The sequence below is a fragment of the Sphingobacterium sp. GVS05A genome (assembly GCF_019969845.1).
GTDB lineage: Bacteria > Bacteroidota > Bacteroidia > Sphingobacteriales > Sphingobacteriaceae > Sphingobacterium.
The window spans coordinates 352,495-375,692 of sequence record NZ_JAHXYR010000007.1 but is presented as its reverse complement, the minus strand read 5'-3'; the positions used below and the strand labels follow the sequence as shown (position 1 = coordinate 375,692).

Below are 23,198 nucleotides of genomic sequence, written 5' to 3'. Positions count from 1 at the left end.
AACCGCCTATAGCGATTGCCGAGGGCCCAAAACATAAAACCATGAGCGCAAAAAATATGATTAAAATAACCAATCTTCAAAAGTATTACCGCACGGAAGAAGTAGAGACTGTCGCACTGAACAATTTGAATATTCACGTAAAAGAAGGTGAATTTGTTGCCGTGATGGGTCCTTCTGGTTGTGGCAAATCAACTTTACTGAATATAATCGGACTATTGGATGATCTGGATGAAGGGAGCTATTTATTCAACGAGATCGAAGTGGCCAAATTTAAGGAACGCGGCCGTTCAGATCTGCGTAAGCACAATATCGGTTTCGTATTCCAGAGTTTTAATCTGATTGATGAACTGACGGTATTTGAAAACGTGGAACTTCCTCTTGTCTATACCAATGTTCCTGCAGCCGAACGTAAGAAACGTGTCGAAGAAGTACTGGAGAAGGTACAGATCATGCACCGCCGCAATCACTTTCCGCAACAGCTTTCCGGAGGACAGCAACAACGTGTAGCCGTTGCCCGTGCAGTCGTCAATAATCCCAAATTAATTCTTGCCGATGAGCCTACCGGTAATCTGGACTCAAACAATGGTAACGAAGTGATGCAGCTCTTAACCGAACTGAACGAAGCTGGCACAACCATCGTCATGGTAACCCACAGTGAACATGACGCCAAATTTTCGGATCGTGTCATCCGTATGCTGGATGGTCAGGTCATTATGGAAACGACATCATTAGGATCCTAGCAAAGCTAGCAGACCTTATTAAGAACAAGAAATATTCTTAAAAATCTAAAGCGCTTACCTATAAAGGACCAAGAGCTGTTAAACGAGCTTAAAGTATAAAACGATGAAAGGTTTAAAATTAATTTTGAGACAATGGGGACGTAACCGTCTGTTTACCTTCCTTAATATCATAGGTCTAGCGATCGGGATCAGCGCAAGCTGGATTGTATTTCGAATTGTCAATTACGAATTCAGTTTTAACCAGAATCATACCGACAAGGAACGGATTTATAAACTTTACTCGGCATTTAAGGAAGGTGAAAATATCCATCGCTTTGATGGGACTCCCTACCCTCTTGGTACTTATCTCGGTACCAATTTAAAGAAAGATCTGACCGGATTGGAATTGGTTGCACCTATCGCTAACCGATCATTTGAAAGCATTAAGGTAAAGCGTTCCAACAATGAAACATTGGAATTCAATGCGCAGGACAAAATTGTTGCAGCCACTACGGACTATTTTAAGCTTGTTCCCTACAAATGGATCGTTGGTAATCCGAATATCGCACTCAAAAACAACAATGAAGTTATCCTGACGGCCTCCCGCGCAAAACAATACTTCCCCGATGCAGATTTAAAATCCCTTCTTGGCAAAACAATACAATACGATGATCAGCTTCTTACGGTAACCGGGGTTGTTGCAGACTTAGACTATCCGAGCAGTTTTGTCGACAAAGAATTTATCCGTGTAACTCCCAATCCTCAGGAAGCAGACAATTGGGAGAATTCAAGTTCAAATTTCCATGTGTATGTTAAATTAACTGAAAATGGACAGCCTTCGCAAGTAATTGCGCTAGCAACCAAAAAGTTTCAGGAGATGGCTGGCGAAGAATTTAAACAGTACAATATAACTCCTGGTTATGAATTAGCACCGCTTATGGACTTGCATTTCAATAAATTCGTCTTGAACGGAAGTGACAAGCAGATGTTGTTCGGACTCATAGGTATAGCCGTATTTCTCCTTATACTGGCAAGTATCAATTATATCAACCTAACTACTGCCCGTGTTCCTGCCCGATCCCGAGAAATTGGTATTCGGAAAACATTGGGAGAACAACCCCGACACCTGACACTGTCTTTTATCAAAGAAACCTTTTTTACCTGTCTATTTGGGCTGTTATTCTCTTGGCCATTGGTCAAGATATTTGAACTTACATTTAGTACATATCTTCCGGAAAATATAAACACCTATTCAGATAGTCTACCCGTCTTTATCTTTCTATTGGGACTTATTATCCTATTGACGTTAATTTCCAGCCTATATCCAGCTTATCTCATCAATAAAATACATGTCGTAGAGGCCATCAAAATCCATGCAACAGACAAAATTTCGTTTGGTGGTATTTCGCTCAGAAAAATTCTCATTATCTTTCAATTTGTCATCGCTCAGGCTTTTGTCGTCCTGACAGTGATCATGGGTTTACAGCTACAACATGCTTTAAACAGCGATGTTGGTTTTCAGGATGATGCTGTTATTACACTCAAACTGCCCTATAGAAAAGCAGAAGATTCAGGTAAAAGTCCATTTCTGTTGAAAGAACTTCTCCAAAAATATACTGAAATAGAGCAGGTTTCACTAGGTCACCTCCCAATGAATAACGACCAATGGGGAAATAATATCATGATGCAGAGCGATACCGGTCAGATCTTGGTCAATATGCCTTTTAAATATATCGAAGAAAATTACCTGGATGTATTTAGAATGAAACTACTGGCCGGCCGGGCACTCAAGCTTTCGGATACAACTTCAGGAATACTGGTCAATCAAAAGGCCATTAGTAAGTTTGGATTTAAATCACCTACTGAAGCCGTTGGAAAAACCGTATCTGTAAACGATCATCCAACGACAATTGTTGGCGTACTGGCGGATTTCCACAACTTTAATCTCCACGCCCCATTAGAGCCCATTGCGATGCAAATATCAACCAACAAGGGCACGCTGCAGAATATTAATATCAAATTAAATGGAGATCCTAAAAAATGGCAACAGGCGATTGCATCCATAAAGACTGAATGGGAAAACGTATATCCAAATGCACCATTTACCTACCAATTTTATGATGAGCGAATCAAAGAACTCTATGAGAAAGACTATCGCTTTTATAAAATAATCAATTTGTCAACGTCAATTACCATTTTATTAAGCTGCTTGGGATTGATCGGTTTAGTGACATTAACCACGCATCAGCGGACAAAAGAGATCGGTATCCGAAAAATATTGGGAAGCACGGTCAGTGGAATTGTGCTACTGCTCTCAAAAGATTATATCAAACTAATTGTTATCTCGATCCTAATTGCTACACCGATTGCCTGGTTGGCGATTGATAAATGGCTAACCGACTTTGCTTTTAAAATAGAGCTCAGCTGGTGGATGTTTATTATTCCAGCGATAGTAACTATTGGCGTAGCATTTTTAGCCATGAGCTATCAATCCGTCAGTGCTGCCCGTGCAAATCCAGTAGATAGTTTAAGAGATGAATAAAGAGACATTAAAAAAAATAAACCCAATAAAACTGAATTGTAATGAGTAATATGAAATTGATTTTTAGACAACTCTGGCGACATCGTCTTTTTACTTTTCTGAATGTATTGGGACTTGCCATAGGTATAAGCGCTTGTTGGTTTATCTTTCGTATTGTCAATTATGAATTTAGTTTTGACCGACAACATCCAGACAAAGAGCAGATATACAAAGTATTCTCGCATACACAAAGTGAAAAAGAAAACGGAGATTTTGATGCAGTACCATTTCCCCTTCCTTATTACCTGAAAGAGAACTCGCAAGATGTCGAATTGGTTGTACCTTATTATAATCGTTATTTTGAAATCGTAACACCAGCTTCCAAAAGTGAAACGCCCACAGAGTTTGCCGGACAGGAAAAGATTTTTGCAACGACTGCCGACTATTTTAAAATGGTCCCCTACAAATGGCTTGCTGGAAGTCCGCATCAGCTTTTCAAACTCCAAAATGAAGTCGTTCTTACCGAATCGCGTGCGAAAGCCTATTTCCCAAAACTGCAAAGTCAGGATATTATAGGCAAGACCATTTCTTATGATACGACACAGTTTACTGTATCTGGCATTGTAGAAGACTTAAGTTATCCAAGTACTTTTATTGGTAAGGAATTTATCAAAATACCCGATCAGGATCCGAACCTAAACAATTGGATGATGCTGATGAACTATTATCAGCTATTCGTCAAAGTCAAATCTGCCGATCATCTTAAAAATCTCGCGAATACCATCGATCAAAAATTAGTGCAGATGAATGGCGAAGAATATAAAAAGGAGAACTATAAGCAAACTGCCCGTTTTTCACCATTATCTGAGCTACATTTTAACCCAACTATACAAAATCACAGCAACATCAAAGTACTTTATGGACTTATCGGAATAGCTGTCTTTCTACTTGTATTAGCTGCGATCAATTATATTAATCTAAGTACAGCGATGGTGCCTATGCGCGCACGATCCATCGGTATACGGAAAACACTGGGGGAACGGGAAGTCTATTTGACCCGAAGCTTTTTAACAGAGACTTTTTTGGTCGCACTATTCGCCCTCTTGCTTTCCTGGCCTTTTACAAAAATGATGGAAATACTGTTCAGCGATTTTACCCCTTCGGACATCAACATGTACAACGATCAGTTCAATTTGTTGTTATTCATCATTGGGTTACTTGTCTTAATCACATGCTTCGCTGGAATATATCCATCGATATTGATCAACAAAGTAAAATTGATCGAAGTCATAAAAATAAAGAGTTTATCCAATAACTCAAACAAAGGCGTATACCTACGCAAAGGATTGATTATTTTTCAGTTTATTATCGCTCAAGTTTTCCTTATTGGCACTTTCGTGATCACCATTCAGATCAAACATATGCTCAAGAGCGATCTGGGATTTACTAAAGAAGCTATTGTGACAGTATCAATTCCCAATCGGGCTGCTGATAAAGCGACAACAGACCCATTTGTATTTAAGCAGGCCTTATCCAAATATCCGGAAATCGCCCGTGTCTCCTTGGGACATTTCCCTATGGATGATAGTTATTGGGGAAATAGAATCCGTAAATATGGCGAAGAGGAAATCAAAAATAGAATCATGCAATACAAGTATGTTGATCAGGATTACATTGATCTATATGATATAAAACTTCTTGCTGGCCGCAAATTAATGATGTCCGATACGAGTTCGGGGATTATAATCAACGAAAAAGCAATGACCGAACTGGGATATAAAAATGTTGACGAAGCAATCGGACAATCTGTTATCTCCAGAGACAAAAATGTAAAAATTGTAGGTGTTATAGCCAATTTCCACAGCAAAGATCTTCACCAACAGTTTAATCCTATTGTGATGGAGGTTTCAACCAATAGAGGCCCACTTGGACACATCAATGTCCGTTTAGACAATGATCCAAAAAAATGGTCGACTGCCTTGGCAAACCTCGAAAAGGAATGGAAAAGCATTTATCCACATGCCAAATTCAGCTATCGCTTTTATGACCAAGAGATCAAATCTCTTTACGAAACGGATATGCGATTGTCCAAGATTATTAATCTGGCAACAGCAATCACCTTATTGCTAAGCTGCCTTGGTCTCGTTGGCTTAGTCACGATAACAACTGTACAACGCACTAAAGAAATTGGAATCCGCAAAGTATTGGGAAGTACCGTTACGGGTATCATTGGTCTACTTTCTAAAGATTACATCAAACTGATCATTGTTTCAATTTTGGTATCAACACCAATTGCCTGGTGGGCCATACACGAATGGTTGCAGGATATTACATTTAAAATTGAGATACAATGGTGGTTATTTTTTATACCCGCGGTACTCACGATAGGGATAGCATTTTTGACATTAAGTTTTCAATCATTGCGGGCCGCACGTGCAAATCCAGTAGATAGTTTAAGAGATGAATAAAAGAAGCTCAATAGTGATCAGAGAAAGTAATGGGTCTCAATAGTGAGCCCATTGCGCTCTCTACATACATCATCTCAATTAGAACTGAGAGCATTATTTATCACGATAAATGATTAAAAGACGAATAAATGAAATAATGATATGTCGGGAGGTTATAATATCTCGGAAAAAGATAGAAAGGATAACCCCGATAAACTTTCATAAAAAACAGCAACCATGATACAAAATTATATTAAAATAGCCTGGCGTAATATTCTAAAGAATAGAGGTTATGCCACCATAAATATTGTAGGCCTCGCCATTGGCTTGGCTTGCTGTTTATTAATTGTTATTTATGTACAGAATGAACTTTCCTATGATAAATATCATGTCAACAAAGACCGTATTTTCCGCGTTGTACATGATTATAAAGAAGTCGGTAGTACAGAACAACATCAGATCTGGGGAAATGCCCCGATCGGAGAAGCCCTGAAAGCCGACTTCCCAGAAATTGAGAAGATCGTTCAGTTCTCCGGGCAAACGTCCATCCTATTCAAACAAGGAGAAAATAGATTTCAGGAAGAAAATGTATTTTTCATGGATTCTACAGCATTCGATGTATTCAGCTGGAAAATTTTGGCCGGTAATCCACATACAGCATTAAAAAATGCATATTCTGTAGTATTGACAGAAAGCACAGCTAAAAAGTATTTCGGTGACCAGAACCCTATCGGCAAAACCATTGAAGGAGGATTAGCTGCTGGCCGTGCAGATGCCGGCCTGTATACCGTAACAGCCGTGATGGCAGATATACCGGCCAACTCACATTTTACCTTCGATGCTTTACTATCCATGAGTACCTTTCGGAAAGGACGACCAGATGTATTTGAAAAAGAAGGTTGGGACTATGTCGATTTTTACACCTACTTTTTGACATCAAAAGACTTTGATCCCACAAAATTCGATCAGAAGATACCTGACTTTCTCAAACGGCACATCCCAGTACATGAAAATGCCAATTCAAAATACAGTTTCCATCTCGAGCCCATGCTTCAGGCATATATGCACTCCACTGCGGATCGCCAACCGGGAACAACGGGTAGCTTTCAAAATTTGTACATTTTCGCTATTATCGGCGGTTTTATTCTACTGATTGCCTGTGTTAACTTTATGAATCTTGCTACGTCCAGATCCATGGAGCGTGCCAAGGAAGTCGGTGTCCGAAAAGCCATTGGCGCCAATAAAAGCAATCTGATTCTACAGTTTATGTCCGAGTCGCTGGTACTCGTATTTACCGGTGGTATATTGGCTATCGCTCTGGTCATTGCCTTTCTCCCTTTTATGGAAGCTTTTTCCGGTAAACAGTTTGGTTATTCAACCCTCCTTAACAGCACGACATGGACGATTTTCTTTTTGGTAACACTTATAACCGGGATATTAGCCGCCAGCTACCCCGCATTGATCCTGGCAAATTTTAAACCGATTAAAGTTCTGAAGGGAACGTTTAGCAGCAGTAAAGGTGGGACATTGTTACGTCGGGCTCTCGTCGTTTTCCAATTCTGTCTTTCCATTGCACTCATCGCAGGTACTGTGATTGTATTCTCACAATTGAATCAACTGCAGCAGCAAGACCTTGGATTTCAAAAAGCACAACGTCTAATTATCGACTATAATTTCGATGAAAAAGTCAACAATAACTTAGAGGCAATCAAAAATACACTCGCAAAAGATAAAGATGTACAGTCGGTAACGGCTTCACGCACCGTTCCCGGAGCATTTTTTCCAAATGCCGGAACAGAGATTATCTCTACCGATGGCAAAATGACCATTTTCTCTCCATCACTATATGAAGTAGATATAGACTTTATCCCCAATATGGCCATCAAGATGGTGGCGGGAAGAGCTTACTCACGCGATTTCCCTGCAGATAGCGCCCATTCACTCGTGATTAATGAATCGGCAGCCAAATTATGGGGCTATTCAAACCCACAGGATATCATCGGAAAGCAATTTAGACAGTGGGGCAAAGAAGGTACAGTCATCGGAGTTGTAAAAGATTTCAATTACCTGTCCCTGCATCGCAAAATTGAGCCATTAGCGCTACGACTTGAGCCAAGTAGCAGCCGTTATCTGACCGTGAATCTACAAAATGTCAATCAGCAAACAATCGCACGAATTGGCAAATTATGGGCCGAACTCGCCCCTCACCGTCCCTTTCTATATAGTTTCTTAGATGATAATTTTAACCGTCAATACGAAGCCGATTATAACTTCAGAAGACTCTTTACAGCCTTTTCAAGCCTCGCTCTTTTTATTGCTTGTTTGGGTTTGCTGGGATTGGTGACCTATACGGCGCAACAGCGTACCAAAGAAATCGGGGTGCGTAAAGTTCTTGGCGCTTCCATATACAATCTAGTACTGTTGCTTTCTTCCGACTTTATCAGATTATTAGTCATCGCGCTCTGTATCGCTACACCATTATCATGGATAGCAATGAACAAATGGTTGGATAATTTCGCCTACCATATTGAACCAAAATGGTGGATGTTTGCTTTTGCCGGATTTTCAGCTGTTCTCATTGCCCTGGTCACTGTTAGCTTCCAAACGTTTAAAGCCGCTAAATCCAATCCTGTAGATAGCCTGAGAGATGAATAAATAGTATACAATCAAGAACAAACCTAATATATCAGCACGAAACAAATAGATACAATCATGATCAAGAACTACATAAAAACAGCCTGGCGGAGTATTCGGGCCAACCGATTTTTCAGCATCCTTAATATTAGCGGATTGGCTATTGGCATCTGTGTGTCCCTGCTGCTATTTGCTTTTATCCGTCAGGAACTGAGTTTTGATACCATGTATTCGAAAGCTGATAATATCTATCGTTTGCACATGCAGCTGTCGGCAGAATACAATCGGGAGAAAATGATTGACCTGCCAAATGCTGTGGGTCCTGCAATGAAATCCGATATTGCGCAAGTTGATAATATGGTACGACTTGTAAAAGATGGTTATGGTGCAACAGCTTCTATCCGCTCCGGAGCTGAAAATTTCAATGAGAAGCAATTGTATCTAGCCGATTCAACCCTGTTTTCCATATTTGATTTCCAGTTTATAGAAGGGAATGTTCATACTGCGTTTTTAAACAAAAAAAGTATTGTACTTTCCCAATCAACAAGAGAGAAATTGTTTGGTAAGCGTGAAGCACTGGGAAAACTCATTTCCATTAACCAAAGAGATACCGTACAGGTCACCGGTGTATTCAAGGATCTTCCTGCAAATAGTACCCTGGACTGTAATATGGTCATGAATATTATGGATTCCTGGATGGGGCAAAATGTCCATTGGAGTAATGCCAGCTATGAAACGTACATATTACTAAAAAAAGGAACCGATCCGGTTATAGTTGCTCAAGAAGCGACAAAATTGATTGACAAGTATGTTGAAAAAGACCACCGATATTATACCCAATTTTTCCTGCAACCACTGTTAAAGGTGCATCTCTACTCATCAAGTCTTGGAGAGGGAGTTACCAAACGCATAGGAAACATTGACACCATCCGAACACTATCCGTTCTTGCTTTTCTCGTCATCGCCATTGCCTGTATCAATTACATGAACCTGGCCACGGCAAAGTCACAAAAGAATGCTAAAGAGGTGGGTGTAAATAAGGTACTTGGAGCTACTCGAGCCCAGCTCATTGTCCGCTTTTTTGTCGAAACCGCAACGATTAGCCTATTTGCGATGACAATCGGTGTGGTTCTGGCCATTATTTTGATCCCAATGTTTAATTACATCGGCAGTACAAATATTACCATCAGGCAACTTCTGAACTGGGATATGCTGGGGATATTGGCGCTATCCTGGTTTATGATTACGTTTATTGCAGGTAGCTACCCAGCCTTATTCTTATCAAAGATCAAATCGATCGCATTGATGAATAAAGGTTATAACAAACAAGGGAAAACAGTTATGATCAGACAAATATTGGTGATATGCCAATTTACCATTTCGATTATATTGATCATCGGCATCTCTGTGATGCTCACCCAGATGAATTATATCCGAAATAAAGACCTCGGCTATCAACCTGAACATGTGGTCTCTATCCCTATCCGTTCTTTCCGGAGTCAGGAAAAACTCAACACGCTCAATCAACAGGTCCAGAGCTTATCACATACGCTGTCCACCACATTCGCACAGTCTGTACCTGGAAGCAATGAAAGCGGAAAAACAATCTATAAATTCAGCACAGATAAACAGGGATTACCAACACTAAGTTGTGTCACTTATGGAAAGACAGTAAATACACTTGGATTAAAACTGCTTGCCGGAACAGATTTACCCGACATTTGGGGACGTCCAGATTCCACCTGTTATATGTTGATTAACGAGAAAGTACTGAAATACTTAGGGTATAAATCCCCACAGGAAGCGATTGGAAAACATATCGTCACCGAAATGAGCCCGAACAACTCGATCATCACCGGTGTGGTCCAGGATTTTAATTATGCAAACCTTAAATCTGAAATCGGGGGTTACAGCTATTACACCATGAATGATCCCTCGGAATCACCACGCAACCTATTGATCCGTTATAAAACAACAGATGTTCAAGGATATATCGAACAAATAAAAAAGATATATACTACTGTTGCTCCGGAAGCTGCATTCGATATTTCCTTTTTAGATCAACACGTGCAAGACCAATATGAAAATGAAATTCGGTCATCCAATGTCATGAGTATGTTTTCATTTCTTACTCTTTTTATTGCCTGTCTAGGTCTGTTGGGATTAGCAGCCTATACCACCGAAGCCCGAAGCAAAGAAATCGGTATCCGCAAAGTTTTGGGAGCTAGCGTTCCGGGTATTATTCATTTATTATCATCAAATTATATCAAACTGATCCTTCTTGCTTTTCTTATTGCCGGACCGATCGCTTATTATCTCTTCAGCCATTGGTTAAATGATTTTGTGTATCATATTGAGATGCCATGGTGGGCTTACCTGATTGCGATCGTCTCGGTCACACTGGTGGCATTTATCACCATAGGATTCCAAACATTTAAAGCCGCGCTATTGAATCCGGTAAATAGTCTAAGGGACGAATAGATCAACTGATGGCGGCGAGAATGGCATACAGTTAATTTTGAATCTAAAACAGATCACAATGATAAAGAATTTCATCAAAACCGCATGGCGCAGTATTTTTTCCAACAAATTCTATAGCGCTATCAATATCCTCGGGCTGACCGCAGGATTAGTTGTGGGAATCTTCCTATTACTATGGATAAAGGATGAATTGTCCTTTGATCGTTTTCATAAGAATCAAAGCTCGATCTACAAAATTGGAATTGAGGGTGGAACAGGGATCTCAAAACGAATATTTGGATCTATCATTGCCCCAGTTGGGAGTTTTGCCAAGAGAGAAATTCCCGAGGTTCAGGACGCTGTACGTATCCTTAGTATCGGTGATGCCGCCATCAAGTATAAAGACAAACGATTTAGAGAAAAGAATTTCGCTTTTGTAGATCCCAGTTATTTTAGTGTTTTTGATTTTCCGCTCATTCAGGGCAACCAAAAGCAGCCTTTCCCCGACAACAATTCTGTCGTTCTTACTGAGACTACCGCCCGTCGGTATTTTGGTGATGAAAATCCAATCGGTAAAACTGTGGTATTAGGAATAGAAGACCTATGTATAGTTAGCGGAGTTATCGCTGACTATCCCGAAAATTCCTCCTTTCAATTTAAGGTGCTACTCCCCCTTTCACGGTTTAATGAACAGGCTTACATCAAAAACAAAACCACCTATGACAATAAAACCTATCTGTCATCGATGGATGAAGATTGGTCGAGCTTCTCCTTTGGAACCTACCTGCAGTTGAGACCTGATGCAAACCCCGCTGTGGTGGCTCAGAAATTACAAAAGATACATGAACGCAATAAACCCGAAGATACTCCCGTTCCCTATGTCACGCAAGAATTGGCAAAAATGCACCTTTACCAGATGGATGGTAGCGATGCAGGAATTGGTACAGTCCATATCTTTATCGGTGTTGCATTGATGATTCTTGTTATTGCTAGTATCAATTACATCAACCTCTCCACAGCGCGCTCCTTATCCAGATCCAAAGAAGTCGGTATCCGTAAAATTATCGGAGCCGGAAGAAAGGAATTATTTTTCCAATTTATTCTGGAGACAACACTGCTCTTCACGATCGCTGCGACTTTAGCAGTCAGTATTGTTTTTATCTTTCTTCCCTTTTTTAACAATTTCTCGGGCAAACATATTTCTTTGCAGCTATCTAGTATTGATCTCTGGAGCTATATTTTAATCATGTTCATAGGCACATTACTATTGACCAGCATTTATCCTGCATTATTACTTTCAAACTTTGACCCAATCAAAGTATTAAAGGGCAGATTCGGAATGAAGAAATCAAATTTTAGAAAGATATTAGTCGTATTACAGTTTACGGTATCGATTGTGCTCATCATAATGACGATCGTCATCGGTCGACAATTGGAATATATACGCAACAAGAACCTGGGTTACGAAAAGAACAACATTATAGCTGTCTCCATGGCTCCAAAAATGGCGCAACATTTTGATGCCGTCAAAAGTGATCTCCTGAAAAATAAAGGTGTAAGTGATGTCATTCGACTTGGAAGGGATATGGTATATGGTGGTGGATCGACAGGAGATAACGATTGGGACGGAAAACCCAGCAATTCAAATCTTTGGTTCAGCATTACGCATTCGGATCAATATGCACTTGATTTTTTCAAAATAAAACTGACTCAGGGGAAAAATTTCACTGGCTCGATTGCGGATTCTACACATTTTCTTATCAATGAAACTGCCGTCCGTGAGATGGGATTGAAAAATCCAATTGGTGCCCGTTTACGAATCCGAACTGTTCCGGGAACCATTATTGGTGTGGTCAAAGATTTTAATTACGCAAGTGTACGTCAAAAGATCGAACCCATGGTCTTTCAATTTAGTCCAAAAGATTGCCAGCAGCTTTATATAAAAACAAACCCTGCCGGAACCGAATCGGCATTGCATGCGCTGCAACAAATCTGGAAAAGCTACTATGACGATATGCCAATCAGTTATAGTTTCCTAAACGAAAGCTACCAACAGCAATATATGAGCGAGCAAAAACAAGGAACATTGTTTAATTTCTTTGCCATCATAGCGATACTGATTTCCTGTCTGGGACTTCTTGGACTATGCACGTATACCGCACAACTGAAAACCAAGGAAATTGGCATCAGAAAAGTCCTCGGAGCAACGGTCTTCAATATTATGCAAATGCTGAATAAAGAATTTTTGCTTTTGATCATTATTGCTAATATTATCGCACTTCCTGTCGCGTTATATTTCACTTCGAACTGGCTAGATGGATTTGCCTTTAGAACAACAGTGCCCATAACCATATTTTTAGGTGCAGGCTTCCTAACGATTATGATTGCCCTGCTTACTGTTAGTTTCCAATCGATCAAAGCAGCTATTGCCAACCCCATCAAGAGTTTAAAAGACGAATAGCTTGTACTCATAAAAATCAACTCTTTATATACTGGACAATTAATCAGTACACCAAAAACAATAACATAACCATCAAACACCGCCATGATTAAATTATTTTTGAAAACCGCTTTACGCAATCTTAAACGCAACCCCTTAAATACGGCAATCAATATTTTGGGTTTAGCACTTGGGTTTACTGTCGCCCTGATAAGTACTTTATGGGTACTGAAACAATTTTCATTTGATAAGCATTACAGCAATTATCAACATATTTATCAGGTCATGATGACGGGAACTTTCAATGATGAGAAATCTACTGATCGCTCCACTCCCATTCCCCTGGTCAAAACGATAACATCGGATTTCAAAAATGAGATGCCAGATGCAGCTTTGGTCACCAATATGGAAAGCAATAACATCAAAGTAGGCGAAAAAAAGTTAAATGCACCTGGGTTTTATGCGATGGGAAAATTTGCCGAACTATTTGCCCTCGAATCCGTACAAGGCAATAGTAGTACACCGAGCAGTCCATCCACCATCATTGTGTCCGAATCTCTCGCCAAACGACTGTTCGATAAAACCGATGTCATCGGGAAAATTCTTCGGCTGAATGGGAGGGAACAATATACAATTCAGGGTGTGTATAAAGATATTCCTGAGAACAATACCTTTTATGGTTTGGATTATGTGTTGCCATTCGTCGATTATCTCGCTAAAAACCAAGGGATAGAGGAGAGCTGGTCTAGTTGCTATTTTAGCACCTTCGCCAAGATCGACAATGCTGCCTTTGTTCCCGCTTTGGAAAACAGACTAACGAATATCATCAACAAAAAACTGACGGATATAAAACCTGAGATCCTGTTACACCCCATGTCCAAATGGCATTTATACGATTCTTTTAAAAATGGAAAGAACGTGGGTGGGCAGATTCAGTATGTATGGATGTTTGCCTGGATAAGTATATTTATTCTCTTATTGGCCAGTATAAATTTTATTAATCTCAGTACAGCCCGAAGCTTAAAAAGGGGAAAGGAAATTGGTATTCTAAAATCTGTTGGAGTCAATCGCCGACAACTTATCGCTGGCTTTCTAGTTGAATCGACGCTAGCGGTATGTTTCGCCTTTTTGATCGCCATATTATTGGCCACATTGCTTCTCCCTTGGATAAATACCATCACCAATACCGTATTGCAGGTTCCATTTACGCGTATTCAATTCTACTTATATTCCTTTTTGGGTGTTTTCTCTATCGGGATTCTAGCCGGGCTATATCCTGCGCTGTTCCTATCTTCTTTTAACCCAATTATTGCGCTAAAAGGAAAGATGAACATCGGCAAACAGGGATTCAATGTCAGAAAGGGAATGGTTATTGTACAATTTGCGATTTCTATCTTTCTGATGATCGCAACCTATTTGGTCATCAAACAATTGCACTATACAAAGGATCGTCCGATTGGTTATAAAAGCTCAAACTTAGTCAACATCACTAGTAGTAGTCAATTAATTTCCAAAAACTTTGAGATCCTGAAAAAAGAACTGATCAGTCAACGTTTGATTCAGGAGGCATCACTTACTTCGAATTTTGTAAACAAGCTCACTTTAACTGGCGGTGGTTTTAACTGGCAAGGAAATGAAACAAAGGAAGGATCCATTATGGGAATTTTCACCATCGACGAAAACTTTGCCAAAACGGTACAATGGGATTTTTTGAAGGGAAGAAATTTCTCCAAAGATTTCAAGACAGATTCCACAGGAGTAATCATCAATGAGGCAGCGGCCAAATTTATGGGAGTTACCGATCTGACAAGCAAACAGCTTTCTAGGAGTGGAATCAACTATACGATTATTGGTATTATACAGAACACCTTATCCGAATCCCCATTCAAGTCGATTACACCTACTGCCTATTTTCTTGATTTTCTACCAAAAAATAAAATAACACTCAGACTGAATGAGCAGCAAGATATCAGTCAGACGATGAAAGCAATCGCTCAACAATTCAATCGTTTTGATCCAGATCTCATCTTTGATTATGCTTTCACAGATAAAGAATATGCCAAGCAATTTGAACAAATGGAAATGATCAAAAGCCTGACCAGTATTTTTACGGGGCTTGCCATACTGATTTCTTGTCTTGGGCTATATGCATTGGTTGCATTTCTAACCGAGCAACGTGAAAAAGAAATTGGTATTCGTAAGGTTCTTGGCGCATCAGAAGTTGGTTTATGGAAATTATTATGCACCGAATACCTCTGGTTGACATTGATCGGTTTCCTCGTAGCAGCTCCTCTGGCCTATCTGTTAATGGAAACATGGCTCGACGATTATGTTTATCGTATTTCAATTAGTTGGACAGTATTTGTCTTTACGGGATTAACTGCACTGGGCATCACCCTAATAACGGTAAGTTATCAAGCCATTAAAGCAGCATTGGCTAACCCCGTCATCACATTACGGAACGAGTAGAGCCACATGTTCGGCGACGGACAACAGACTGTCCGTTTCCGAACATATAACAGGGCTACAAAAATAAAATATCAATTAATAATCAACAAGTTACACTTATGGCAAACGAATTGAATTAGCTATTTCTATTGTGCATGATCAGCAAAAAGCTATCTATTTGGATAAACGACTTTGCAAGACAGAAAATTATGAAAAAGCTACAAAACTCAATACGATGATTAAGAACTACCTAAAAATTGCCTGGCGGAATCTTTGGAAAAGTAAGAGCTATTCTATTATTAATATCATTGGACTTTCCATCGGCATGACTGCTGTATTGATTATCGGCATATGGGTGCAAAATCAATTACAGTTTGACAATTTTTACAGCGATAAAGAGAACTTATATAAGATCTGGATTAAAAGCCAGAATGATGAGGGAAAAGTAGGTATGAATGAGATTACTTCTGGACGAGCAGCACGTGCTCTTGTGGAAGACTATCCAGAAGTCGAACATGCTGCGCGTATGTATTGGAGTACCACTAGACTGATATCTTTTGATGACAAAAAAATCAAATCCAAAGGAAATGAAGTCGATCCAGATTTTATCCGGATGTTTGATTTTAAACTCCTTAAAGGAAATGGTGAGCAAGCTTTACAGGAAACAAAAAATATTATTCTTACAGAAAGCTTGGCTAAAAGCATATTTGGTGACATAGATCCATTGAATAAAACCATCATACTTGATAATAAGGAGCCTTATCAGGTTTCTGCTGTTATGCAGGATCTTCCAAATAATACAAGTTTTGATTTCACCTACCTGATCCCTTTAGCCGATGCTAGCAAATATTCACCAAATTGGAATACAATCACATTCTCAAGTTACGTACAATTAAAGGCGGGAACTAATATTGACGCTTTTAATAAAAAGCTTGTCAACATAATTGAGAAAAAATCCAACAACGAGTTAAAAGGGTCTCTGTTCTTATATCCAATATCCAAAATGCACCTGTATTCAAAATTTGAACAGGGTATTCCAGTTGGTGGAAAAATTGATCAGGTTAAACTTGTTGCGGGTATTGGTTTATTAATTTTATTGATAGCCTGTATCAATTTTATCAATCTCAGTACGGCGCGCAGCCAAAAAAGGGCAAAAGAGGTCGCTATACGAAAAGTTGTCGGGGCACAGCGTTTCAACCTCATTGCACAATTTCTGACAGAATCCCTATTATTAGCGATAATCTCAGGGACACTTGCGATCACATGGACAGTACTGACGCTTCCCCTATTCAAAAAGATATTTGATAAACCGTTGGTACTTGCTTTGTCAGATCCAACAATCTGGTTTTCGTTGATCGGGTTTATTTTTCTAACAGGCATTCTGGCGGGACTATATCCTGCATTTGTACTATCGGCTTTCAAACCAATAAAATCGTTAAAGATATTCGGACAATCAAAAAAGATCCCCTTGAATTTCCGTGAAGTATTGGTCATTTTTCAATTCGGTGTTGCCATCATACTTATTATTGCCACGATTATCGTCCGCAGGCAAATTGAATATGCGGGGCAGCGTGATGTTGGCTATAACATTTCCCAATTGATAGAGATAGGGATGGAAGGTGATATGGGTAAAAATTACGAAGCGATCAAATCCGAACTGCTCAATAATAGAGTAGCTACTGCTGTCACACGTACCGGATCATCAATCACTAGCTTTGCTGGAAGTGCTTTTGGGGGTTTCTCCTGGACTGGATCAACACCCGAACAGGAGAAAAAAATGGGCTTTGATCTAGGAAGAGCAGAAAATGATCTTGTCAAAACTCTCGGATTAAAACTCACCGCCGGTCGTGATATCGATTATCCAAGATTAGCTACCGATAGCGCTGCTGCATTGCTGAACGAAGCCGCTATCAAAGAAATGAAACTGGAAAATCCTATTGGAAGCTTTCTAAAATGGGGAGACAATACCTATACCATCGTTGGAGTAATCAACGACTACATCAGCGGTTCTCCTTATAATCCCGTAAAGCCTATGTTTATTTATGCCAACAAGAAGTCCTTGTTCAATCTGGTGATCCGTACCAGCCCGACAACTTCAATGAGCAATCAGCTAAAACAAATCGAACAGATCATTAAAAAATTCAATCCGGCATATCCCTTCGAATATCAATTTGTCGACCAAAAATTTGCGGGTAAATTTAAGGATCAGCAACAGACAGCTCGACTGGCATTCATCTTTTCGGGGTTGGCGATTTTTATATCTTGCTTAGGCTTATTTGGATTAGCGTCCTATATTGCAGAACTAAGAACCAAAGAAATTGGCATCCGCAAGGTACTCGGTGCTTCGGTTAGTGGCATTACAGCCATGCTCTCCAAAGATTTTATCAAATTGGTGATTATTTCCATTTTGCTGGCCTCACCGATTGCTTGGTGGGCAATGAACAAATGGCTGCAGGATTTCTCTTATCGAATCGAAATACAGTGGTGGATTTTTGCATTAGCAGGCTTAGCAGCCTTGGTTGTCGCCTTCGTGACGGTAAGTTCGCAAGCAATCAGAGCGGCAAATCACAATCCGGTAAAAACATTAAGGGACGAATAATTAACGATTATAAAGAGGCAACGGCACAACCAATAGATAAAATCTGGGGATACCAAAGCTTCAAAACGAACGACGCAAAACGAAAACCATGATAAGGAACTATATCAAAATTGCATGGCGCAACCTGATGAAAAGTAAATCCTTCTCTTTGATCAATATCATAGGGTTGGCAATCGGAATGGCAGGAGCATTACTTATTGCGCTTTGGTTGCAAAATATGTTGACCATGGACCGTTTCCATGAAAAGGGCAACCGTATTTACTCCTTAAACAATCGCGATGAATTTCGGGGAGATAAATCAGCTTGGTCTTATACTCCAAAAATATTAGCTCCTTCCTTGGCTGCCGATTTTCCGGATATTGAAGAGTTTACAAGGTACAATGAGGGGTATCAATTTTTAACGACATTTAAAGAAAAAAAATTGATTGCAAATACTGTTTTTGTAGATCCCGGCTTCTTCAAGATGTTCTCCTTCCCTTTTATCAAAGGCGATCAGAATGTTAGATTTGATAATCCAAAAGGACTTGTCCTCACTGAAAGTTATGCGAAGGCGCTGTTTGGCGATCTGGATCCCATTGGAAAATCAGTTAGAATAGATTCGGTTAATCAAGTCGCTGTACAGGCTGTCCTCAAAGATCTTCCCAGCAATTCGAGTTTCAAATTTGACATCCTCCTTCCCTTTGAATATGCTAAAACAATTGGTTACGTAGACGACAACTGGAGCAATAACTCAATAAGCACGTATGTTTTATTAAAAGAAAGCACCTCTTTAACAGCATTTAACGACAAAATCAGGACTTACCTGAGAGATCATATCAATACAAGCAATAAGGCCGAGGGCCGTCTCTCTCCTAGGAATACAGGTGAGATTTTTGCCTTTCCTTATCCAGATTCTTTCCTTTACAATAGTGGTAAGGGAGGAAATTATACATCAGGACGTATTGACATCGCCAAGCTGTTTGCCTGGATCGGCATTTTTATTCTATTGGTTGCTAGCATCAATTTTATGAATCTGAGTACAGCACGTTCTGAACGGCGGGCAAAAGAGGTTGGTGTACGCAAGGTAATCGGTGCAAATAAAACAAGCCTAATGGCGCAGTTCCTTATTGAAAGCATCCTCATCAGCATGATTGGGATAGTTCTGGCAACTATACTCGTTGTCATTGTGCTGCCATTCTTTAATGAGCTCGTCGGAAAACAGCTCAGTCTTTCTTTATTAAATGTACAGACTTGGTTGTTTTTAATCGTCTTTGCGTTATTTACTGGGATTTTAGCAGGTACCTATCCAGCCTTTTTCCTTTCCTCTTTTCAGCCTATCAAAACCTTGAAAGGAAAATTTGTATTCAAGACAAGGGGACTCAGCATTCGCTCAATCTTAGTGGTTATCCAGTTTAGCCTAGCTATAATACTGATTATCGCCACAGTCATTGTGGCAAAACAGATCCAATATACCAAACAACGTGACCGTGGCTATAATGAAAATGGCCTGCTTTACAGCAGCATAAAAGGCGATCTGGAAAAGAATTATAAAATTCTGCGAGACGAATTATTGGCCAGCAACGCGGTTGTTTCTGTATCAAAGAACATGTCGCCGGTAACAGATTTTTACAGCAATGGTTGGGGATTCACATCTGGCACACCGACCGAAGAAGACAAACGAATTTCTTACAACCGTTTTAGTACCGATGCTGATGCTGTAAAAAACCTTGGTCTTACGCTCATCCAAGGTCGCGATATCGATATCTATAAATTTGCCACGGACAGTACCGCTTTGATTTTAAATGAATCTGCAGTAAAAAGCCTGCATCTCAAAAACCCCATAAACAGCATTGTCGATGGTGATGGTACTAAATGGACTGTGGTTGGAGTAATCAAAGATTTTATCATTGGATCACCTTTTGGCGATAATAAGCCAATGGTAATATTAGGACCGCAGGCCTGGTTTACAACGATTCATTACCGATTGAATACGAACAATAACATCTCGGACAACCTGAAAACAATTGAATCAATCTTTAAAAAGTTCAATCCTGATTATCCCTTTGAGTACCAATTTATTGATAAGACTTACGAAGAAAAATTCAAAGAAACAAAAGCCATAGGCACACTGGCCATGGTCTTTGCTGGTTTGACCATCTTTATTTCCTGTCTTGGTCTGCTCGCTTTGATTGCATACATGGCTGAGACACGTATGAAAGAAATTGCGGTCCGCAAAGTTCTCGGAGCAAGTGTAACACAAGTAACTTCATTGCTGTCCGTAGACTTTATTAAATTAGTGCTTATTGCTATTCTGATAGCCTCACCGATCGCTTGGTGGGTAATGGATAAATGGTTGCAGGATTATAGCTACCGCATCCAGATACAATGGTATTATTTTGCTTTTGCCGGACTGATGGCAATATTAATCAGTATGGCAACCATAAGTTATCAAGCCATTAAGGCCGCACTTAGCAATCCGGTGAATAGTCTGAGGAATGAGTAAGTTGTAAACTGTAATAAATAGTTTTCAAATTTTAAACCAATAAAGCAACAATGAATACATTTAAACTTACATTACGAAGCATTATTAAAAATAAGCAATATGTCTGGATAAATGTATTCGGTTTGAGCGTCGGCTTAACACTTTGTCTTCTAGTGTCTGCACTCGTTGTTGAAGAAAATTCTTATGACAAAAGTTGGAAAAATGCAGATCGTCTCTTTCGGATCGTAACCCTTGATTCAACTGCAGGACTAGAGCAGCAGATGTCTCAAACTTTTGTGAATCTAAGTTCTGAACTAAGGCGACTATTTCCGGAGGTTCAGAATGAGAGCTATATAGAATCGACAGACATCTATCTAAAAACGGCTAAAGAGTCAACACAATCCATTGCTATACCTGCATTGGAAGCAGAACCAAACATACTGAACCTGCTTAACATCAAGATCCTTGAAGGAAGCCCTAGTCAGCTCATTCAAGGAAAAACAAACCTGCTCGTTGACAGCGAATTCAAAGAAAAATACTTTAAAGGTGAAAATGTGATTGGAAAAGTGATCCAAAGTGCCGACCCATATTCCAATAAAACATACGATTATGTAATCACAGGGGTTATGGAAAAGTTCCCCTACAATTCCACCCTACGGACTTCCGCCATTGTGCTATTACCTAAACTGGCAATGGAACTGCAAAGGGATGGTTCAGGTTATTACAGACAACAGTTTTTGCAGTTGAAATCCGGAACATCAATACCAGACTTCGAGAAAAAAATAAACAGCTGGTATAAGGGTTTTCTCAACCCAGGGGTCAAAAACACGACATCTTTTCGTCTACAGCCCATTCACGACATCTACATGGAACCGTTGAGAAATAACAAAATCAGTGGCAACTCAAAAACAACTAAAATATTTGTCGGTGTTGCTATTTTGGTATTGATCATCTCCTGTATCAATTTCATAAATATTTATGCCGTAAGAACAATTAAGAAATTAAAAAACCTGAATATACATAAAGTACTTGGAGCCAGCAGGAACCAAATAATCTGGCGCTTATTATTGGAAACGGTATTGATCTTTTTTACCTCAGCTTTAATTAGTGTGATACTCTTTAAAGCCTGTCTACCTCAACTTGAAAATTTTCTAGGATATGATCTCGCTCATGCGAGATCCATCCAATCAATGTTACTCCCATGCTTTTTGCTAATAGCTGTCCTGCTGGGACTTTTGGTTGGGTTATATCCCGCATGGTTAATCTCTCGGATCAAAAGTTCAGATGCCCTCAAAAACAAACTGTCAAAGGTTCCTAAAGGAGAAATATTGATCAAAAAGATACTTATTTCAATCCAATTTAGCATTTCCATTGTCGTTCTCATCGGACTGATCACCATTAAATCACAGCTAACCTATATTCAGTCTTCGCCTTTGGGAATACAAGTAAAGAATATCCTCAATGCGACTTATTTTAATATGGGAATACATAGTACCGCTGTGAGAGAGGAGATCAGTCAACTTTCAGGAATTGAAGCTGTCAGCATCGCCGCCTGGACTCCAAGTCAAGGATCTGGTTATATGGCAAAAACGATTGCCGACAAAAATAACCCAGAAAAAAATATCCAAGTGAGTTTTATCGGTGGGGATTCAAATTTGCCCAAGACATTGGGAATACAATTGATCAAGGGAAGACTGCTGACTCCCGAAGACTATGCGCATGTCGAAACTGACGAATCCAAAGATGAAGACAATATCAACAATGCCCTTATTACCGAAAGTACAGCAGAGCAACTCGGGATAGACAAACTCAATGTATTGTATAAAGATCTGCAAATTATTCCTGTGGGAATTGTCAAAGACTTCCACAGCGAGTCCTTTCACAAAAACAGGGTACCAACAGTCATCCTGGCCAAAGAATTTGACCGCGGCAATATCCTGATGAAAGTCAAGGAAGGACAGGAACAGCAAACCATCCAATCGGCCTTGAAAATTCTCCAAAAAACCTATCCAGATAAACTAATTTCATTTAACTGGGTGGACGATTTAATAGCTAAACAGTATGAGAAGGAAAACAAGCAAGTACAATTATTTGTCCTATTCAGCGCATTGACATTATTGATTTCCACACTTGGTATCACTGGCTTAATCATGCAAAGCCTAGAACAACGCACCAAAGAAATAGGTATCCGCAAAGTTCTGGGAGCTTCGGTGACGGATATTTCACATCTTTTTTCGAAAGATTATTTGACCTTGATCGTTCTTTCCGTTTTAGTTGCCAGCCCAATAGCTTGGTATTTTTCTCATAAATGGCTCGAAGACTATGCCTATAAAATAGAAGTGCAATGGTGGTTCTTTATTACCGCCGGACTCTCACTTTTATTTGTCAGTATGATTACTGTAAATATTCAAACAATCCGGGCAGCGTTAGTCAATCCTGTTGATAGTTTACGGGACGAATAACATAAAT

General features: G+C 39.6%; 10 protein-coding genes. All 10 read left to right on the top strand.

The features are described 5' to 3' along the window. Window positions 1-56: 56 nt before the first annotated feature. The 10 genes from LC454_RS18765 (at window position 57) to LC454_RS18720 (ending at window position 23,191) form a co-directional block, all read left to right on the top strand. Window positions 57-740, top strand: coding sequence for an ABC transporter ATP-binding protein (locus LC454_RS18765; RefSeq protein ID WP_104385115.1), 684 nt, complete (start codon window positions 57-59; stop codon window positions 738-740). A 103-nt stretch (window positions 741-843) separates the two neighbouring features. Next, window positions 844-3,261 (top strand): ABC transporter permease, encoded by a 2,418-nt coding sequence (locus LC454_RS18760; RefSeq protein ID WP_223583968.1) that lies wholly within the window; start codon window positions 844-846, stop codon window positions 3,259-3,261. A 41-nt stretch (window positions 3,262-3,302) separates the two neighbouring features. Next, window positions 3,303-5,708 carry an ABC transporter permease gene (locus LC454_RS18755; protein ID WP_223583967.1) on the top strand — a complete coding sequence of 802 codons (2,406 nt, stop codon included), beginning with the start codon at window positions 3,303-3,305 and terminating at the stop codon, window positions 5,706-5,708. Between the two features lie 216 nt (window positions 5,709-5,924). Further along, window positions 5,925-8,342: an ABC transporter permease gene (locus tag LC454_RS18750; RefSeq protein ID WP_223583966.1), complete on the top strand. Its 2,418-nt coding sequence runs from the start codon at window positions 5,925-5,927 to the stop codon at window positions 8,340-8,342. 57 nt (window positions 8,343-8,399) lie between these two features. Then, complete coding sequence (locus tag LC454_RS18745; RefSeq protein WP_223583965.1) at window positions 8,400-10,802, top strand: ABC transporter permease; 2,403 nt, start codon at window positions 8,400-8,402, stop codon at window positions 10,800-10,802. 58 nt (window positions 10,803-10,860) lie between these two features. Then, a complete protein-coding gene (locus LC454_RS18740) occupies window positions 10,861-13,242 on the top strand; it encodes an ABC transporter permease (protein WP_223583964.1) in 2,382 nt (793 codons plus the stop codon). 84 nt (window positions 13,243-13,326) lie between these two features. Next, window positions 13,327-15,690, top strand: coding sequence for an ABC transporter permease (locus LC454_RS18735; RefSeq protein WP_223583963.1), 2,364 nt, complete (start codon window positions 13,327-13,329; stop codon window positions 15,688-15,690). Between the two features lie 214 nt (window positions 15,691-15,904). Continuing rightward, window positions 15,905-18,268, top strand: coding sequence for an ABC transporter permease (locus LC454_RS18730; RefSeq protein WP_223583962.1), 2,364 nt, complete (start codon window positions 15,905-15,907; stop codon window positions 18,266-18,268). An 88-nt stretch (window positions 18,269-18,356) separates the two neighbouring features. After that, a complete protein-coding gene (locus LC454_RS18725; protein ID WP_223583961.1) occupies window positions 18,357-20,750 on the top strand; it encodes an ABC transporter permease in 2,394 nt (797 codons plus the stop codon). Between the two features lie 50 nt (window positions 20,751-20,800). Continuing rightward, window positions 20,801-23,191: an ABC transporter permease gene (locus LC454_RS18720; protein WP_223583960.1), complete on the top strand. Its 2,391-nt coding sequence runs from the start codon at window positions 20,801-20,803 to the stop codon at window positions 23,189-23,191. The last annotated feature ends 7 nt before the right edge of the window (window positions 23,192-23,198 follow it).

Coding starts and splice junctions, on each gene's coding strand:
- LC454_RS18765 (WP_104385115.1), top strand. CDS start 57: ATGATTAAAATAACCAATCTTCAAAAGTATTACCGCACGGAAGAAGTA.
- LC454_RS18760 (WP_223583968.1), top strand. CDS start 844: ATGAAAGGTTTAAAATTAATTTTGAGACAATGGGGACGTAACCGTCTG.
- LC454_RS18755 (WP_223583967.1), top strand. CDS start 3,303: ATGAGTAATATGAAATTGATTTTTAGACAACTCTGGCGACATCGTCTT.
- LC454_RS18750 (WP_223583966.1), top strand. CDS start 5,925: ATGATACAAAATTATATTAAAATAGCCTGGCGTAATATTCTAAAGAAT.
- LC454_RS18745 (WP_223583965.1), top strand. CDS start 8,400: ATGATCAAGAACTACATAAAAACAGCCTGGCGGAGTATTCGGGCCAAC.
- LC454_RS18740 (WP_223583964.1), top strand. CDS start 10,861: ATGATAAAGAATTTCATCAAAACCGCATGGCGCAGTATTTTTTCCAAC.
- LC454_RS18735 (WP_223583963.1), top strand. CDS start 13,327: ATGATTAAATTATTTTTGAAAACCGCTTTACGCAATCTTAAACGCAAC.
- LC454_RS18730 (WP_223583962.1), top strand. CDS start 15,905: ATGATTAAGAACTACCTAAAAATTGCCTGGCGGAATCTTTGGAAAAGT.
- LC454_RS18725 (WP_223583961.1), top strand. CDS start 18,357: ATGATAAGGAACTATATCAAAATTGCATGGCGCAACCTGATGAAAAGT.
- LC454_RS18720 (WP_223583960.1), top strand. CDS start 20,801: ATGAATACATTTAAACTTACATTACGAAGCATTATTAAAAATAAGCAA.